The sequence below is a fragment of the Amycolatopsis sp. cmx-11-12 genome (genome assembly GCF_046269425.1).
Classification (GTDB): Bacteria; Actinomycetota; Actinomycetes; order Mycobacteriales; family Pseudonocardiaceae; genus Amycolatopsis.
In genome coordinates, this window is record NZ_JADNQM010000005.1 from 40,650 (window position 1) to 54,180 (window position 13,531).

At 68.6% G+C, this 13,531-nt stretch carries 16 protein-coding genes and 1 riboswitch; of the genes, 8 read left to right on the forward strand and 8 right to left on the reverse strand.

The genetic code is table 11. The annotated features are described in order from the left end of the window. Nucleotides 1-95 precede the first annotated feature (95 nt). Nucleotides 96-410 (reverse strand): DMT family transporter, encoded by a 315-nt coding sequence (locus tag ACLARN_RS08560; RefSeq protein WP_076168905.1) that lies wholly within the window; start codon nucleotides 408-410, stop codon nucleotides 96-98. A gap of 11 nt (nucleotides 411-421) precedes the next feature. Beyond that, nucleotides 422-489, reverse strand: a riboswitch (guanidine-III (ykkC-III) riboswitch). An 89-nt stretch (nucleotides 490-578) separates the two neighbouring features. Further along, nucleotides 579-1,802, reverse strand: a complete 1,224-nt coding sequence (locus tag ACLARN_RS08565; RefSeq protein ID WP_409490767.1) for an MFS transporter — start codon at nucleotides 1,800-1,802, stop codon at nucleotides 579-581. 82 nt (nucleotides 1,803-1,884) lie between these two features. Here ACLARN_RS08565 and ACLARN_RS08570 point away from each other — a divergent pair, with 82 nt between their 5' ends. Next, nucleotides 1,885-2,787 carry a LysR family transcriptional regulator gene (locus tag ACLARN_RS08570; RefSeq protein ID WP_409490768.1) on the forward strand — a complete coding sequence of 301 codons (903 nt, stop codon included), beginning with the start codon at nucleotides 1,885-1,887 and terminating at the stop codon, nucleotides 2,785-2,787. A 178-nt stretch (nucleotides 2,788-2,965) separates the two neighbouring features. On the opposite strand, the gene ACLARN_RS08575 is transcribed toward ACLARN_RS08570, so the two are convergent. Continuing rightward, a complete protein-coding gene (locus tag ACLARN_RS08575; protein WP_409490769.1) occupies nucleotides 2,966-3,553 on the reverse strand; it encodes a TetR/AcrR family transcriptional regulator in 588 nt (195 codons plus the stop codon). 95 nt (nucleotides 3,554-3,648) lie between these two features. On the opposite strand from ACLARN_RS08575, the gene ACLARN_RS08580 reads away from it, so the two are divergent. After that, nucleotides 3,649-4,158, forward strand: a complete 510-nt coding sequence (locus tag ACLARN_RS08580; protein WP_409490770.1) for an SRPBCC family protein — start codon at nucleotides 3,649-3,651, stop codon at nucleotides 4,156-4,158. Here the strand turns inward: ACLARN_RS08580 and mptB are convergent. Next, nucleotides 4,062-5,501, reverse strand: coding sequence for a polyprenol phosphomannose-dependent alpha 1,6 mannosyltransferase MptB (mptB, locus tag ACLARN_RS08585; protein WP_409490771.1), 1,440 nt, complete (start codon nucleotides 5,499-5,501; stop codon nucleotides 4,062-4,064). The two genes, ACLARN_RS08580 and mptB, sit on opposite strands and share 97 nt — an antisense overlap. Nucleotides 5,502-5,611: 110 nt before the next feature. Here mptB and ACLARN_RS08590 point away from each other — a divergent pair, with 110 nt between their 5' ends. Then, nucleotides 5,612-6,247, forward strand: a complete 636-nt coding sequence (locus ACLARN_RS08590; protein WP_409490772.1) for a DUF4230 domain-containing protein — start codon at nucleotides 5,612-5,614, stop codon at nucleotides 6,245-6,247. Nucleotides 6,248-6,345: 98 nt separating this feature from the next. After that, on the forward strand, nucleotides 6,346-6,855 hold the full coding sequence (locus tag ACLARN_RS08595; RefSeq protein ID WP_409490773.1) for an SRPBCC family protein: 510 nt from the start codon (nucleotides 6,346-6,348) through the stop codon (nucleotides 6,853-6,855). Nucleotides 6,856-7,079: 224 nt separating this feature from the next. Here the strand turns inward: ACLARN_RS08595 and ACLARN_RS08600 are convergent, their stop codons facing one another. After that, nucleotides 7,080-7,583: a hypothetical protein gene (locus tag ACLARN_RS08600; RefSeq protein ID WP_409490774.1), complete on the reverse strand. Its 504-nt coding sequence runs from the start codon at nucleotides 7,581-7,583 to the stop codon at nucleotides 7,080-7,082. Between the two features lie 197 nt (nucleotides 7,584-7,780). Here ACLARN_RS08600 and ACLARN_RS08605 point away from each other — a divergent pair, with 197 nt between their 5' ends. The 3 genes from ACLARN_RS08605 (at nucleotide 7,781) to ACLARN_RS08615 (ending at nucleotide 10,527) form a co-directional block, all read left to right on the forward strand. Beyond that, on the forward strand, nucleotides 7,781-8,008 hold the full coding sequence (locus ACLARN_RS08605; RefSeq protein ID WP_409490775.1) for a hypothetical protein: 228 nt from the start codon (nucleotides 7,781-7,783) through the stop codon (nucleotides 8,006-8,008). Between the two features lie 75 nt (nucleotides 8,009-8,083). Continuing rightward, nucleotides 8,084-8,839, forward strand: a complete 756-nt coding sequence (locus ACLARN_RS08610) for a carbon-nitrogen hydrolase family protein (protein ID WP_409490776.1) — start codon at nucleotides 8,084-8,086, stop codon at nucleotides 8,837-8,839. Continuing rightward, a complete protein-coding gene (locus ACLARN_RS08615; protein ID WP_409490777.1) occupies nucleotides 8,836-10,527 on the forward strand; it encodes a flavin monoamine oxidase family protein in 1,692 nt (563 codons plus the stop codon). Before ACLARN_RS08610 ends, ACLARN_RS08615 begins: the two co-directional genes overlap by 4 nt. On the opposite strand, the gene ACLARN_RS08620 is transcribed toward ACLARN_RS08615, so the two are convergent. Further along, nucleotides 10,491-11,003: a VanZ family protein gene (locus ACLARN_RS08620; RefSeq protein WP_409490778.1), complete on the reverse strand. Its 513-nt coding sequence runs from the start codon at nucleotides 11,001-11,003 to the stop codon at nucleotides 10,491-10,493. The two genes, ACLARN_RS08615 and ACLARN_RS08620, sit on opposite strands and share 37 nt — an antisense overlap. Further along, nucleotides 11,000-11,545, reverse strand: a complete 546-nt coding sequence (locus ACLARN_RS08625) for a cysteine hydrolase family protein (protein ID WP_409490779.1) — start codon at nucleotides 11,543-11,545, stop codon at nucleotides 11,000-11,002. The genes ACLARN_RS08620 and ACLARN_RS08625 overlap by 4 nt, the downstream gene beginning before the upstream one ends. A 395-nt stretch (nucleotides 11,546-11,940) precedes the next feature. Between ACLARN_RS08625 and ACLARN_RS08630 the strand changes: the two genes are divergently transcribed. Then, entirely contained in the window at nucleotides 11,941-12,579 is a 639-nt protein-coding gene (locus tag ACLARN_RS08630) for a MerR family transcriptional regulator (protein ID WP_409490780.1), read from the forward strand. Here ACLARN_RS08630 and ACLARN_RS08635 read toward each other — a convergent pair. Then, nucleotides 12,536-13,342, reverse strand: coding sequence for a serine hydrolase (locus ACLARN_RS08635; protein ID WP_409490781.1), 807 nt, complete (start codon nucleotides 13,340-13,342; stop codon nucleotides 12,536-12,538). The genes ACLARN_RS08630 and ACLARN_RS08635 overlap by 44 nt on opposite strands. Nucleotides 13,343-13,531: the final 189 nt, after the last annotated feature.

The window sequence follows — 13,531 nt, forward strand, 5'->3', positions numbered from 1 at the left end:
GGAGTCGGGCGAGGGGTGTGTGGATTTTGGGTCATCTAACGCACCAAAATCCACACAGTGAGGGACGCGGTCCGGCATCGGGACCGTGCCCGGGCTCAATGCAGGACTTTCAGTCCCACCACACACGCGACGATCCCCACGATCAGCAGAATTTTGGCCAGTGAGGCGGTTTCCGCGCCCGACCACATGCCGTAGCCGACGGTGAGCGACGCCCCGATCCCGACCCAGACCGCGTAGGCGGTGCCGACCGGGAGATCCTTCATCGCGTAACCGAGACCCACCATGCTCGCCACCAGTGTCACGCCGAAGATCACCGACGGCGTCGGCCGGGACAGTCCTTCGGACTTGCCGAGGGCGGTGGCCCACACGGCTTCCAGAACACCCGAAACGATCAGCACAAGCCAGGACATGACGCGCTCCCAGAGCGCCGTCTTGTCGCTGGCCGGGTACGGCACCCACTCGTCCGGGGACCTCGATCACGAGGTTCCGTACCCAGGATCGCACACCGTCGGTGTGGGGCGCCCGCGGGTTTGACGAGGATCACCCACGCGGACGCGCCACTGTGGACGGTCAGGGCTTCAGTTTTGGCGCCCTGCCAGCACCTTGGGTGCCGACCAGGCGAGCAAACCCAGTTCCAGTACCGAGAACCCGATCAGCGCCCACGCGCTCGGCAGCCAGATCAGCGCGATGCCGACGAGAAGGATGGGCAGGACCAGTCCGGCGTAGGCGGCCAGGAACAGGGCCGCGAGTACTTCGCCGCGCACCGGCGGTTCGGCGAGGGTGGCGACGGTGGCCACCGAGGCGCGGAAGCCGAGCCCGACGCCGGCACCCGCCGCGATCCCGCCCGCGAGGAAGAGCCACAGCTGGGACGCGGTCACCGCGACCGGCAACGCCACCAGGCCGGACACCATCAGCACGAGGCCGAGCCGAAGCTGGGTCCGCCTGGCCAACCCGGCGAAGATCACCTGTGCCGCGGCGGCCGCGACGAACACGGAGAACGACGCGAGACCGGCCAGCAGTCGCGAACTCTCGTGCATACCCTGCGCCAGCAGTGTCGGCGTCAGCGCCATGAACAAGCCGGTTATCGCGAAGGCCGCGAAGGCGCCGATCGCCGCGCCGAAGAACGCGGGCCGCGCGCTCGACGGCAGCGAGACGCGTTGTGGCCGGTACGCGGGCCGTTCCTCGGCGCGCTCCACCGTTTCCGGTACGAGCGCGACCGCGATGGCCGAGACCAGCAGCAGTACCAGGAAGAACACGAACGGGGTGACGAGCGGCTCTGCCGAATAGCTCGCGAACACCCCGCCGAACAACGGCCCGAGCGACAGTCCGCCCATGTTGACCACGGTCGCGATCAGTCCCGCGCGGCCGTGGTCTTCGCGCGGCCGGGCCACGGCGCGCAGTTCGGATAGATGCGCGGTGGCGGTCGCGGTCAGCGCGCCGATCCCCGCGCCGCCGACGAGCCTGGCCAGGATCAGCCCGGGGACGTCCGGCCACGCCAGGAAGAGCGTCGCGGAAAGCGCCTGTGCCAGGGTCGCGGCGAGGATCACGCGCCGTCGTCCCAGCCAGTCGCTGACATGACCGGCGAGGTACAGGCTGGCCATCACGCCGACCGCGTACGCCGCGAACACGATGGTCACGACGTAGGTCGGGAAGCCGTCACGCTGCTGGTAAAGCACGTAAAGCGGGGTGGGAACGGTCGAGAAGGCCAGCGAGACGGCGTAGGCGGCCGCGATGACCCAGAAGCCGCGACCGTGGCTGATCCGCCGGAGCGCGGTACGGGGGAGGGTGACGGTGTTCAGCATTTCTCCACTGTGGATCCTCCGATCATCCAAGTCCAACGAACAATGCTGGTCACAGTTATCCTGAACTGCGATAATTGCCGTCGTGGAGACCCGTCAGCTCGAATGCTTCGTCGCCGTCGCCGAGGAACTCAGCTTCACCCGCGCCGCTCGACGGCTGTACGCGGTGCAGTCCACCGTGTCGGCGACGATCCAGGCGCTCGAAGGCGACCTGGGCGTCAAACTGTTCGACCGGTCGACGCGGCGGGTCGAGCTTTCCCCGGCGGGCAAGGTGTTCCTGCCCGAGGCCAAGGCCGCGCTGGAGGCGCTCGGCAGAGCGCGTGAGGTGGTCGCCGACGCCTCCGCCGGTCTGCGCGGCAGTCTTCGCGTCGGGACCCTGACCAGCGTCGGGGACCTCGACCTGCCGGATCTGCTCGGTGCGTTCCACCGGCGGTACCCGCTGGTCGACCTGCACGTCACGGTGTCGATCACCGGATCGACCGGATTGGCCGAAGACCTGCGCCAGGGCAGGCTCGACATCGCCCTGCTCGGCCTGCCCGAGTCCGATCTAGCCGGGCTCGACACCAAACTGGTCGGCGCGGCGCCGTTCGTCGCCGTGCTGCCGGACGGTCACCGACTGGAAAACCGCCGATCGCTGACCTTGGCGGATCTCGCGGACGAGTCGTTCGTGGACAATCCGCGCGGCTTCGGCAACCGGGTCGCCCTTGACCGCGCGTTCGAGGCGATCGGGGCCCCGCGTCGGGTCATCGTCGAAGTCGCCGATCTGCGCGCGGTGCCCGCTTACGTGGCGGCGGGGCTCGGCATCGCCGTGGTGCCCGATCTCCGGCTGCTGTCGGGGGTCAGGACGATCCCGGTCGACGAACCCGGCCTTGTCTGGCCGCTGACGATCGCCACCAGGGGCGAGCGGCCGCCCGGTCCGGCGGCCCGTCTGCTGCTCGACCTGATCGACGGCGGGGAGTTCTCCATCGCGATCCCGGTCCGGACCTGAACTCAGCGCCTGTTGGCGGAGCTGCGACGTGCTTCGCGAAAGGGACATAACGTGTGAACCCGCTCCGGCCGAAGGCCCCGCTATCGCGGTGGCAGGGCGCCTCTGTCGCCAACGTGAGAGGTTTGATCAGGTCGCGCCCTGTCGACGCGATCGCGGACGCGGGTTCACCAACAGACACTCAGCCCGAGCCCGACAGCAGCGTGCGGGTCGTCCTGGCCACCAGGTCGACGGTGCGTGGCGGCGGTGCCTCGCCGCGGTCGAGGTGTCTCCTCACCGCGGCGTAGGGGAGGTCCACGAGGGCCAGCATCAGTTCATCGGTGCTCTGGCCGGTCAGCGGGCGCAGCCGTCGCACGATTTTGGTGATCGCCGCGTCGAGGCGGCGGTTGGCTTCGTCCGCGCGAGCACGGTCTTCGTCGTTCCAATCATCGACGCCGAGCGCGCGATTGCCCTGGTAGAGGAGTTTTCCCTCGGCGGGATGGGCGCGGCACCAGCGGACGATCTGTGCCGCCGCTTCGATGGCGGCCTCCAGGGGCGGTTCCTGTTCCAGGGCTTCGAGGTAGCCCTGCTGGAAGCTGGTCAGGGTACGGAACCAGACGGCCGCGAGCAGGGCCGGACGTCCGGGGAAGCGGTGGTAGATCGACCCGCTCGGCGCGCCGACCTCGCGGGCGACGGCGGACATGGTCACTCCGGCGGCCCCTTCGGCGGCGAAGAGCCGCACCGCGGCGTCGAGGAAGTCGTCGGCGGTGTGCCGCGGTGGCCGTCCCATTTTCAGAGACTATCCTCTACTATGGTTTTAGTGGAAGGTCTCTAGAACTGGGAGGCGCGATGCGCGTATGGAACAGGCATTCCCGAACTTTCGCCGTGTCACCGGAGCGCGTCGGCGTGCTGATCGACACGCTTGCCGGGGACGACGACAGACTTTGGCCCGTCGACTCGTGGCCGCCGTTGCGGTTCGACCGGCCGCTCGGCGTGGGAGCCGACGGCGGGCACGGGCCGGTGCGGTATTTCGTCGAGTCCTACGAACCGGGGAAGTCGGTCCGGTTCCGGTTCACCGCGCCCCGCGGCTTCGACGGCTTCCACGAATTCACCCTGCGTGCCAGGGAAACAGGGGAGATCGAGCTTGAGCACCTGATGGTGCTGCGGCTCCGGCATCCCGCTTGGTTCACGTACCCACTGCTCTGGCGGCCGATGCACGACGCCTTGATCGAGGACGGCCTGGACCGTGCCGAGCGGGAACTCACCGGCACGGTCCGGACGCCCGCGCGGTGGAGTCCTTACGTCCGGCTCTTGCGGAACCTGATCTCCGGCAACAGGTTCTTCCGCTTCAGGAAGAACAAGGTCCCGCCGATGAGCGCGACGGCGATCAGGTAGCCCAGCGCCAGTGACACGGCGCCGCCGTTCGCGGGTGGGAGCAGTACACCGAACACCGCGCTGATCCCGGCGAGGATCCACCGCCCGCGGCCGGTGGTGAGGCTGACGGCGAGCAGCGCGACCGTCCACAGGAGATACCACGGTTGCACGACCGGTCCGAGGATCAGCATCGCGGCGAAGGTCAGCCCTGCGCCGTAGAGCGGATGCATCTTCTCGCGGTAGGTGAGCCACAACAGCCTGGCGCCGACGGCGAGGCCGAGGATCGCGCCGATGAGCGAGAACACCTTGATCGCGCCGTCGGTCAGGTCCGCGCCGAAGATCTTGCCTATCCCGCCGACGAGGAAGCCGAGTTCGTTGGTGGGCGCCATCCAGCTGTGGACCTGGCCGGAAACCCCGGAGAGCACGCGGACCCAGCCGAAACCGAGCCCGCTGCCGAGGGAGATCGCCACGGTGACCGCGGCGAATCCGGCGGGCAGCCCGAGCGCCACCGCCACCCGGCCGGTGGGTGTCGCCCGGCGGAACAGGTCGACGCCGACGAACAGCAGACCCGCGACGGCCACGATCTTGATGTTCGCGGCGGCGCTCACCGCGATCACACCCGCCGCGATCAGCGACGGCCGGGTAGCGCCGGTCTTCGCCGCGCCCATGAGGACGAGTTCCAGCCCGGCGACCATCAGCCCGACCATGAGCCCGTCGTTGTGCACGCCCGCGACGATGTGCCACAACACCAGCGGGTTGAGCAGGGCCAGCCACAGCGCGATCGACGGCGAGACGCCGACGCGGCGGGCGAGCCGGGGGAGCGCCCACGCCATGAGCGCGATACCGGCCAGCCCCAGCAGCCGGTGCAGCAACACGGTCGGGACGAAGTCCTCCCCGGCGATGTGGGCGATCGTGCGGGCCAGCGCGACGAACGCCGGTCCGTAGGGCGCGGGGGTGTCCCGCCAGTAGTGGCTGACCGCCAGTGTCACCGGCGAATCGGCGCCGAGTGCCTCCGCCGGTCCGACGAGATAGGTGTCGAACCCCTTGGCCGCGATGAGCCCCTGCGCCAGATAGCTGTTGATGTCGCCGCTGAACAGCGGGCGCGCGACCAGCAGCGGCGCGCACCACGAGACCGCGATCCAGTACAGCCGCCGTTCGGGCAGGCCGGCGGCGAGCCGTCCGATGCCCAGCCAGGACAGCACCAGGGTGGCCATCCCGGTGACGCCCAGTGCCACCACCAGTACCGACGGCAGGCCGATCCCGGACGTGACCAGCACCAGCACCGCGATTCCGAGGAAACCCGCCCAGTGCAACGCCGAGATGTTCAGCCCGGTCTTCTCCGGCGCGGGCAAGACGTTTTGCATGCGGTCAAACTACTCCAACCGCGAAATCCGGTTCGGCCGATCGTCCGAGAAACCGGCCGGGACGCTTCGAGACCGCGTCCACCGGGTATCCCCGCGCTGGAGAGGCGGTGATGGGCGTGAAGAAACGCTGGGTGCGTCTCGGCGCGTTCGCCCTGGTCGGTTTGCTGATCGTCGGTGCTGTGTTGCAGTTCACCGGGCTGCTGTCGAAGCTCAACCCGTTCGAAACGTCCACTGTGGACCGTTCGCAGCCCGCGGTGCTGCAGGCCATGCGCGACCTCAGCCAGTATCACGCCGCGGTCGGCGACTACCAGGTCATCGTCGACATCGAGAAGGACGTCAAGTGGGTGCCCGCGAGCATCGCCGGGGAGCGGACCCTGTTCGTGGCGGCGGGCTCGGTCGACGCGTACCTCGATTTCGGCTCGCTGGCGGAGAAATCCCTCACTGTCTCGGAAGACCGGACCTCCGTCGAGGTGCGGTTGCCCGAACCTCAGCTGGCGAAACCCAACCTGGACAACGAGCGCAGCTACGTCTTCGGCCAGGAGCGCGGCCTGGTCGACCGGCTCGGGGCGCTCGTCTCCGTGCCGGACCAGCATCAGTTCTACGTCGCCGCGGAGAAACGGATCGCCGACGCGGCGCAGAACTCCGGCCTGCTCGAGCGCGCCAAGATCAACACCAAGGCGATGCTGACGGGGATGCTCCAGGCGCTGGGCTTCCGCGTGACGTTCCCGGCCGAGCCGACGACCTGACCGGCGCCCGGGAATGCGCGTACGTGCTGTACTTGCGGTTACTCTCTTGACCACGTGACCTCGTGCTGGTGGGCTCAGGGTGTCGAATGGGAGGCACGATGGTGACGAAGCCGAAGGACAGGCTGATCTGCAAGCCGCTCGCCGCCGGTGAGGTCACCGTCGACGCTCCGCCCGAGATCGTGTACCGGCTGGTCAGTGACCCCGTCGCGATGGCGGAGTGCGCTGAGGAGCTTCGTAAGGCTCGCTGGATCCGCGGTGCGACCGAGGCCGCCGTGGGGAACCGGTTCGCGGGCAGCAACCGCAACGGCTGGCGGCACTGGGTGACCCACGCCGAAATCATCGAAGCCGAGCCCGGGCGCCGGTTCGCCTACCGGGTGCGCACGCAGTTCCGGGTGCCGATTTCCCGCTGGGAGTACGACATCCGGTCCGACGGGGACGGCAGCCGCGTCACCGTGACGAACTGGCTGTGGATGCCGTCCTGGTTCGTCCCGATCGCCATCTTCATCACCGGCCAGTCCGACCGCGCCGGGGCCAACCGCGCCAACATCGCGATCACCTTGCAGCGGTTGAAGGCCCGGGTCGAGGGCCGGGACTGGCGTCGCGACTAACGCCACCCGCCTCGCGTGTCCAGACGGCGAACTCACGTGCTTGAACGGCGAACTCACGTGCTTGAACGGAGAACACGCGTGATTGGGCGGAGATCACGCGGCGGGATCCGGCCGGGCGTGTTCTCCGCCCAATCACGCGAGATCTCCGTCTAATCACGCGAGTTACGTCTCTGAGCACGCGTGATCTCCGTCCAAGCACGCGAGTTCGCCTCGGCAGGTGTGGCTCAGCGGACTTCGAGTCCTTTGTGGACTGCCAGTTCGACACCGACGGCGAGCCGGTACGGGCGGGTGTCCACAATGGCGCCGAGCAGCCGCCGCAGGCGGGAGACGTCGGCGCGCACGGTGACGAGGTGTTCGGCGTCGCCGTAGAGCGCCCGGCTGAGCGCCTCGGTCGAAAGCCCGGCCGGACCCGTCGCGTGAAGGTGCACCAGGATCTCCGCGTGCCGGGGCGTCACGGTGCGGACCCAGCCGACGTCCCCCGCGAGCATCCGCAGTACGGGTGCGTGGCCGAGTTCGAGGTCCAGCCGGACCTGGCGCGCGGTGTCGGCGGGGCGTACGAGCCAGCCTTCGGCGAGGCGTTCGGGCAGGCAGGCGCCCAAGCCGGGAACGGCGAGGATCTGTCCCTCCGTGGGCGCGGCGATCCTCGCGCCGGGGGAGATTTCGGCCGAGTGGGCCACCCAGCCGTCGTCGTCCACCAGCAGTGCCGGACCGCCGACCCCGGCCACCACCGGCTCGGCCGTCCTCCGCAGTTTGTCCAGGCCTTGCTGGTGGTGGCGCCAGAGTTCGGATTCGGCCAGCCGCCTGCGGTCTTCACCAGCGCGGCGATCGCCGGGTGCAGGGTCAGCGCGGCCCCGCTGACGTCGATCACGCCGAGCAGTTCGCCGGTCCGCAGGTCGTGCACCGGCGACGCCGTGTAGTACCAAGGATGCTGGCCCTGTTCGAAATGTTCTCCGGCGAGCAGTTCCACCGGCGCGGCCTCGGCGAGCGCGGTGCCGATCGATGTAGGAATCGGGACAGTGAACGTCCCAGTTCCTACATCGTCACTGCCGAGTGCTGCCCGCCGGTGATCGGCAACGTGCCGGTCTACCTCGACGACAACCACGTCAGTGATCCAGACAACAAATCGCCGCTGGATTGTGTAACAGTGCACTGAATCGATGGTTCGCCATCAGCTTGCGCAACGATTCGCCCTTATCTGCGCAGCGATACGGCAGATATCGTCATCGGCATGAAGGTCGCTGTCCACCAGGGTTCCTACGCCGAACTCCCTGCCGCGGTCGCGGCGTCGGACGCCGATCTCGTGGTCGCCGCCGAAATGATCACCACCGGCTACCACATCGGCGCCCGTTCCCATGAGCTCGCCGAACCGGTCGACGGTCCGGCGGCGGCGCGGATGTCCGCGCTGGCCACGGAAACCGGCGTCGCGCTGGCTTACGGCTATCCCGAACGCGACGGCGCCCACGTCTACAACAGTGTCCAGCTGATCGGCCCCGACGGCCGCCGTCTGGCGAACTACCGCAAGACACATCTGTTCGGCGACATCGACCGCTCCTGGTTCGAGCCGGGCACCGAAGCGGTCGTACGCGCCGATCTCGGCGGTGTCTCCGTCGGCCTGGTGATCTGTTACGACGTCGAGTTCCCCGAGTTGGTGCGGGCGCACGCGCTGGCCGGGACCGACCTTCTGCTGGTGCCGACGGCGCTGATGAGCCCGTACGAACTGGTCGCCGACACGCTGGTGCCCGCCCGCGCGTACGAAAGCCAGCTGTACGTCGTCTACGCGAACCGGTGCGACACCGAACAGGAACTGACTTACTGCGGCCGGTCCTGCGTCGTCGCCCCGACCGGTGAAGTGCTCGCCCGCGCGGGCGACGGTCCGGAGCTGATCAGCGCCGACGTCGACCGGGCCGCGCTGCTCGCTTCCCGCGCCGAAAACACCCACCTGGCCGATCGACGGCCCGAGCTGTACCGAGGACTCTCCGCATGACTTCCGCTCTCCCGACCGCGATCCACCATGACGAACCGGCCGGTCGTCCGATCACCATGTTCGGCCCCGATTTCCCGTTCGCCTACGACGATTTCCTCGCGAATCCCGCCGGTCTCGGCTCGATTCCGGCCGACCGGCACGGCACCGAGGTGGCGGTGATCGGCGGTGGCCTTTCCGGCATCGTCACCGCGTACGAGCTGATGAAACTCGGCCTGCGCCCGGTCGTCTACGAGATCGCCGAGATCGGCGGCCGCCTGCGCACGGTGAACTTCCCCGGCTGCCCGGACGACGTCGTCGCGGAGATGGGCGCGATGCGTTTCCCGCCCGCGTCCACCGCGCTGTTCCACTACATCGACAAGGTCGGCCTGGAGACGACGCCGTTCCCGAACCCGCTGGCGCCGGGAACGCCGAGCACCGTCGTCGATCTCAAGGGCGAGAGCCACTACGCGCGCACGGCGGACGAACTTCCCGCCGTTTTCGGCAAGGTCGCCGCCGCCTGGGACAGCACGCTGACCGAGCAGGCCGCGTTCACCGAGATGCAGACCGCGATCCGGGACCGCGATGCGAAGACGATCAAGCGGTTGTGGAACGAACTCGTGCCGCGGCTGGACAACCAGACGTTCTACGGTTTCCTCTGCGACTCGCCCGCGTTCGCCTCCTTCCGCGACCGCGAGATCTTCGGCCAGGTCGGCTTCGGCACCGGCGGCTGGGACACCGACTTCCCCAACTCCATCCTGGAGATCCTGCGGGTGGTCTACACCGGCGCCGACGACGAGCACCGCAGCATCGTCGGCGGCAGCAGGCAGCTTCCGTTGCGGCTGTGGGAACACGCGCCCGAGGACATCGCGTTCTGGCCCGCCGGAACGAGTTTGAGTTCGCTGCACGGCGGAAGCCCGAACCCCGGCGTCGCCCGGTTGCACCGCACCGCGCCGAACAACATCACCGTGACCGACACCGAAGGCCGCATCCGCACCTATCCCGCGGCGGTGTTCACCGCGCAGAGCTGGATGCTGCTGTCGAAGATCGAATGCGACGAGGCGCTGTTCCCGATCGACCACTGGACCGCGATCGAGCGCACGCACTACATGGAGTCGTCGAAGGTGTTCGTCCCGGTGGACCGGCCCTTCTGGCTGGACAAGGATCCGGAGACCGGCCGCGACACGATGAGCATGACACTGACCGACCGGATGCCGCGCGGCACCTATCTGCTCGGCGACGATCCGGACGCGCCCGCGGTGATCTGCCTGTCCTACACCTGGGCCGACGATTCGCTGAAGTGGCTGCCGCTCTCGGTCTCCGAGCGCGTCGAGGTGATGCTCCAGTCGCTGCGGGAGATCTATCCCGGCGTCGACGTCCGGCGGCACATCATCGGCGACCCGGTGACCGTGTCGTGGGAGGCCGAGCCGCATTTCATGGGCGCGTTCAAGGCCAACCTGCCCGGCCACTACCGCTACCAGCACCGGCTGTTCACGCACTTCATGCAGGACGGCCTCGAAGCCCGTCACCGCGGCCTTTTCCTCGCGGGCGACGACGTTTCGTGGACGGCCGGCTGGGCCGAAGGCGCCGTCCAGACGGCGTTGAACGCGGTGTGGGGCGTGCTGAACCACTTCGGCGGCGAGACCGACCCGGCGAATCCGGGGCCGGGTGACGTCTACGACGACATCGCGCCCATCGAACTGCCCGACTGAGCACGGCGGTTCGCGAGGCGGGCCGTGACGGCGGCGAGGAGAACGCCGAGGACCGCGCCGAGGGTGTTCATCAGCCAGTCGTTGGTGTCGCAGGCGCGGCCGATCGTGGGCACGAGTGCTTGCGATGCCTCGACCACCGCGGACAGCGCCGAGCCCGCGGCGAGCGTCGTCAGCGGGCGCCGGGACGCCAGCGCGGCGAAGTACACCGGCGGCAGGAACAGCGCGACGTTGGCCAAGAGTTCCACCGCGCCCAGCGAGGGCAGGGAAAACTGGACCGTGCACACGATCTCCTCGATCGTGCTGCCGGTGGGCACCAGCGTCAGCGCGAAGACCGGCACCAGGGCCACCCCGGTGAGGGCCCAAAGGATCCGGCGCCTGCCCGCGAGCAGGCGACCGAGGACGGCGCAGACGAGCGCGACCAGCAGGATCGCCACCGGCACGAGTGCCGAGTGGTCGAGCAGGAAGTTCGTGATCATGCGGTGAAGTCGACCTCCGCCGCGGGCACCACGCGCAACCGCCCGCCGGGGTGGATCGCCGTACTGAGGATCAGGTTGTGCCGGGCGATGACCTGTTCGGCGGTCAGCCCGGTGATGGGATCGCCGTCGGACGACGGCGCGTGGCCGTCGCCGACCAGGACGACGTCCAGGCCGTGGCTCTGCGCCGACCGGGCGGTCGCGTCGACGCAGTAGTCGGTCGCCAGACCGGTCAGCACCACCGTGTCCACGCCCCGTTCGACGAGCAGCGCCGCCAGTCCGGTGCGGTAGAAGGAATCCGTCGCCGTCTTCTCGACCACGAGGTCGATCGGTTCGAGGCCGAGCAGGTGGCTCAGCCTGGTGCCCGGCGACGCGGGGTCGAAGTCGGTGCCGGACGCGCCGATCTGCCTCAGCGCGATCACCGGGACCCCTTGTTCGCGGGCCTCGCGCGCCAGCACGGCGATCCGGGCCGCCAGTTCCTCGCCGCGCCAGACCAGGGGAACGAGCATTTCCTGCATGTCGACGATCAGCAGCGCGGCTCTCATGTCCGGCAGCGTAGGGCAACGCGGGCGCAGGACACGTCCGACACCGCCCGCGCGCCACCCGGATCGGCCGCCGCGACGCTGGATACGTGCCCGCGGTCGGCGTCGGCCGTGCTGCCACACGCTCGTGATCGGCGACTTGTTCGCCGACGCCGGGACGTTGCCGAAGCTGACCCAGCTGTTGTGCTTGCGGCAGAGTGAGACATCAGATGTCTTAACTGCACCTAAACGGCACGGAACGCGCCGACCTATCAAGATCACTTGACCGGAGTAGTCCTGCCTGGCGGCGAAATCGATGGCCTTATCGCAATTGGCTGATTCAGCCGGTTGACGGTGGCATCGCCATAAGAACCGGCTCATATGGTGCACTCATCCGACCATTGGTTAAGCTGGTGGGCGTGAAGCCCCTTTTGCCGAGGTCTGCCGGATACACGATCGAAGAACTTTCCGCGATCGTCGGCATGTCCGCGCGCAATATCCGGGCACATCAGACGAGAGGTCTGCTGCCACCCCCCGCCCGGCACGGCAGGTCGGCGTACTACGGGCCCGTGCATCTATGGCGGTTGCAACGCATCACGACGCTGCAGAAACAGGGCTTCAACCTGGCCTCCATCGCCGCGATGCTCGGAACGGCCACAGTGGACGGCGGCGACGGTCCGCTGGACGCGGCGATGGCCGACATCGCCCGCGACCAGCCCGCGATCGTCCGTTGCCTGGAACGGCACGGTGTGGTCGGCCGCGACGATGCCGGGGCGCCGGCCGTCGTGCGCCCGTCCGTGCGACGCGCGGTCGCCGATCTGGCCGGAGCCGGGGTGCCGCCCGCCGCGGCCCTGCGGTTCCTCGGGCAGTTCATGGACCGGGTCGCGCCACTGGCCGACGAGCAGCTCGCCGCGCTCAGGGCGCAGACCGGAGGCACTTCGGCGGCTCCGCGAGCCTGTCTTGCCGAGCTGCTGGTAAGCGCTTTCAGCGTGATGGTCGAGAACGCGGCCCAGGTCACTTTTCCAGACGGGGAGCCAGGGACGAGGCGGCCGACGTAGCGGCCGCCGTCGCCACCGAGAGGCCCGTGCCTTCGGCGAAACTGCACAGGACGACCACGATGTAGCGATCGCCTTCGCCGACGAGCCCGGTCGTGTGCGCGTCCACGGCGCCGCGTCCGGCCGCCCAGCCCTGCTTCACCGCCCACGGCCGGTCGTGGAAGGCCGACGGGATGCCGAAGTGCTGGTCGAACCCGTCGGCGGCGGTCCTGCTCGCCTCTCGCAGCGGTTTCAGGATCAGATTTCGCTTGGCCTTCGGCAGCTTGAGGATGTGCCGGTAGGTCGCGACGACGTCGTCCGCAGTGGACAGTGTGTCGCCCCAGCGGCCCGCGTCGGCGGGTGGGGCGGTGTTCTTCAGCCCGGCGGCCGCCACCGTCCTGGTGACGATCGCGGACGCGCCGTTCCGGCTCCAGAGCGTGTTGGCGATCGCGTCGTCGCTTTTGGACAGCATCCGGCTTATCTGGGCCTCGTCGGACTTCCGCGGGCTGTGCGTGATCGCGTCCAGCGCGATGAATAGTTTCACCACCGAAGCGGTGCGGAATCTCTCCGTGCCCCGGTCACCGATCACCTGCTTGCCCGACGTACGGTCGAAGACCGCGGTGGCGACCCGCTTTCCCGGCGCCGAGCGGCTTGCCGCGTTGGCCTGGAAGATCACGTAGCCGAGGATTCCGGTGACGACCAGCAAGGCGATCAGCACCGCCACGCGAAGGTGGAGTCGCCGATTCGCGCCGGGAACGGCGATCGGCGTGGTTCGTTCGTCGAACATGATGTCGATGTTCAGAGACGATCATCGTTGTCCCGTCTCGTTCATGTCATGAATTCGTAACAGCGCCGAGCCGCACAAAACTATTCTTCGCGCTTCGGGAAATGTGGCCGGAAAATGGGATCCGATACCGGCCGATCGGCCGAGGCGGACTGGCTTTCCGGACGATGCGCTCGTCGCCGGATCAGGTGG

Coding starts and splice junctions, on each gene's coding strand:
- ACLARN_RS08560 (WP_076168905.1), bottom strand. CDS start 410: ATGTCCTGGCTTGTGCTGATCGTTTCGGGTGTTCTGGAAGCCGTGTGG.
- ACLARN_RS08565 (WP_409490767.1), bottom strand. CDS start 1,802: ATGCTGAACACCGTCACCCTCCCCCGTACCGCGCTCCGGCGGATCAGC.
- ACLARN_RS08575 (WP_409490769.1), bottom strand. CDS start 3,553: ATGGGACGGCCACCGCGGCACACCGCCGACGACTTCCTCGACGCCGCG.
- mptB (WP_409490771.1), bottom strand. CDS start 5,501: ATGCAAAACGTCTTGCCCGCGCCGGAGAAGACCGGGCTGAACATCTCG.
- ACLARN_RS08590 (WP_409490772.1), top strand. CDS start 5,612: ATGGGCGTGAAGAAACGCTGGGTGCGTCTCGGCGCGTTCGCCCTGGTC.
- ACLARN_RS08595 (WP_409490773.1), top strand. CDS start 6,346: ATGGTGACGAAGCCGAAGGACAGGCTGATCTGCAAGCCGCTCGCCGCC.
- ACLARN_RS08605 (WP_409490775.1), top strand. CDS start 7,781: ATGCTGGCCCTGTTCGAAATGTTCTCCGGCGAGCAGTTCCACCGGCGC.
- ACLARN_RS08610 (WP_409490776.1), top strand. CDS start 8,084: ATGAAGGTCGCTGTCCACCAGGGTTCCTACGCCGAACTCCCTGCCGCG.
- ACLARN_RS08615 (WP_409490777.1), top strand. CDS start 8,836: ATGACTTCCGCTCTCCCGACCGCGATCCACCATGACGAACCGGCCGGT.
- ACLARN_RS08620 (WP_409490778.1), bottom strand. CDS start 11,003: ATGATCACGAACTTCCTGCTCGACCACTCGGCACTCGTGCCGGTGGCG.
- ACLARN_RS08625 (WP_409490779.1), bottom strand. CDS start 11,545: ATGAGAGCCGCGCTGCTGATCGTCGACATGCAGGAAATGCTCGTTCCC.
- ACLARN_RS08635 (WP_409490781.1), bottom strand. CDS start 13,342: ATGTTCGACGAACGAACCACGCCGATCGCCGTTCCCGGCGCGAATCGG.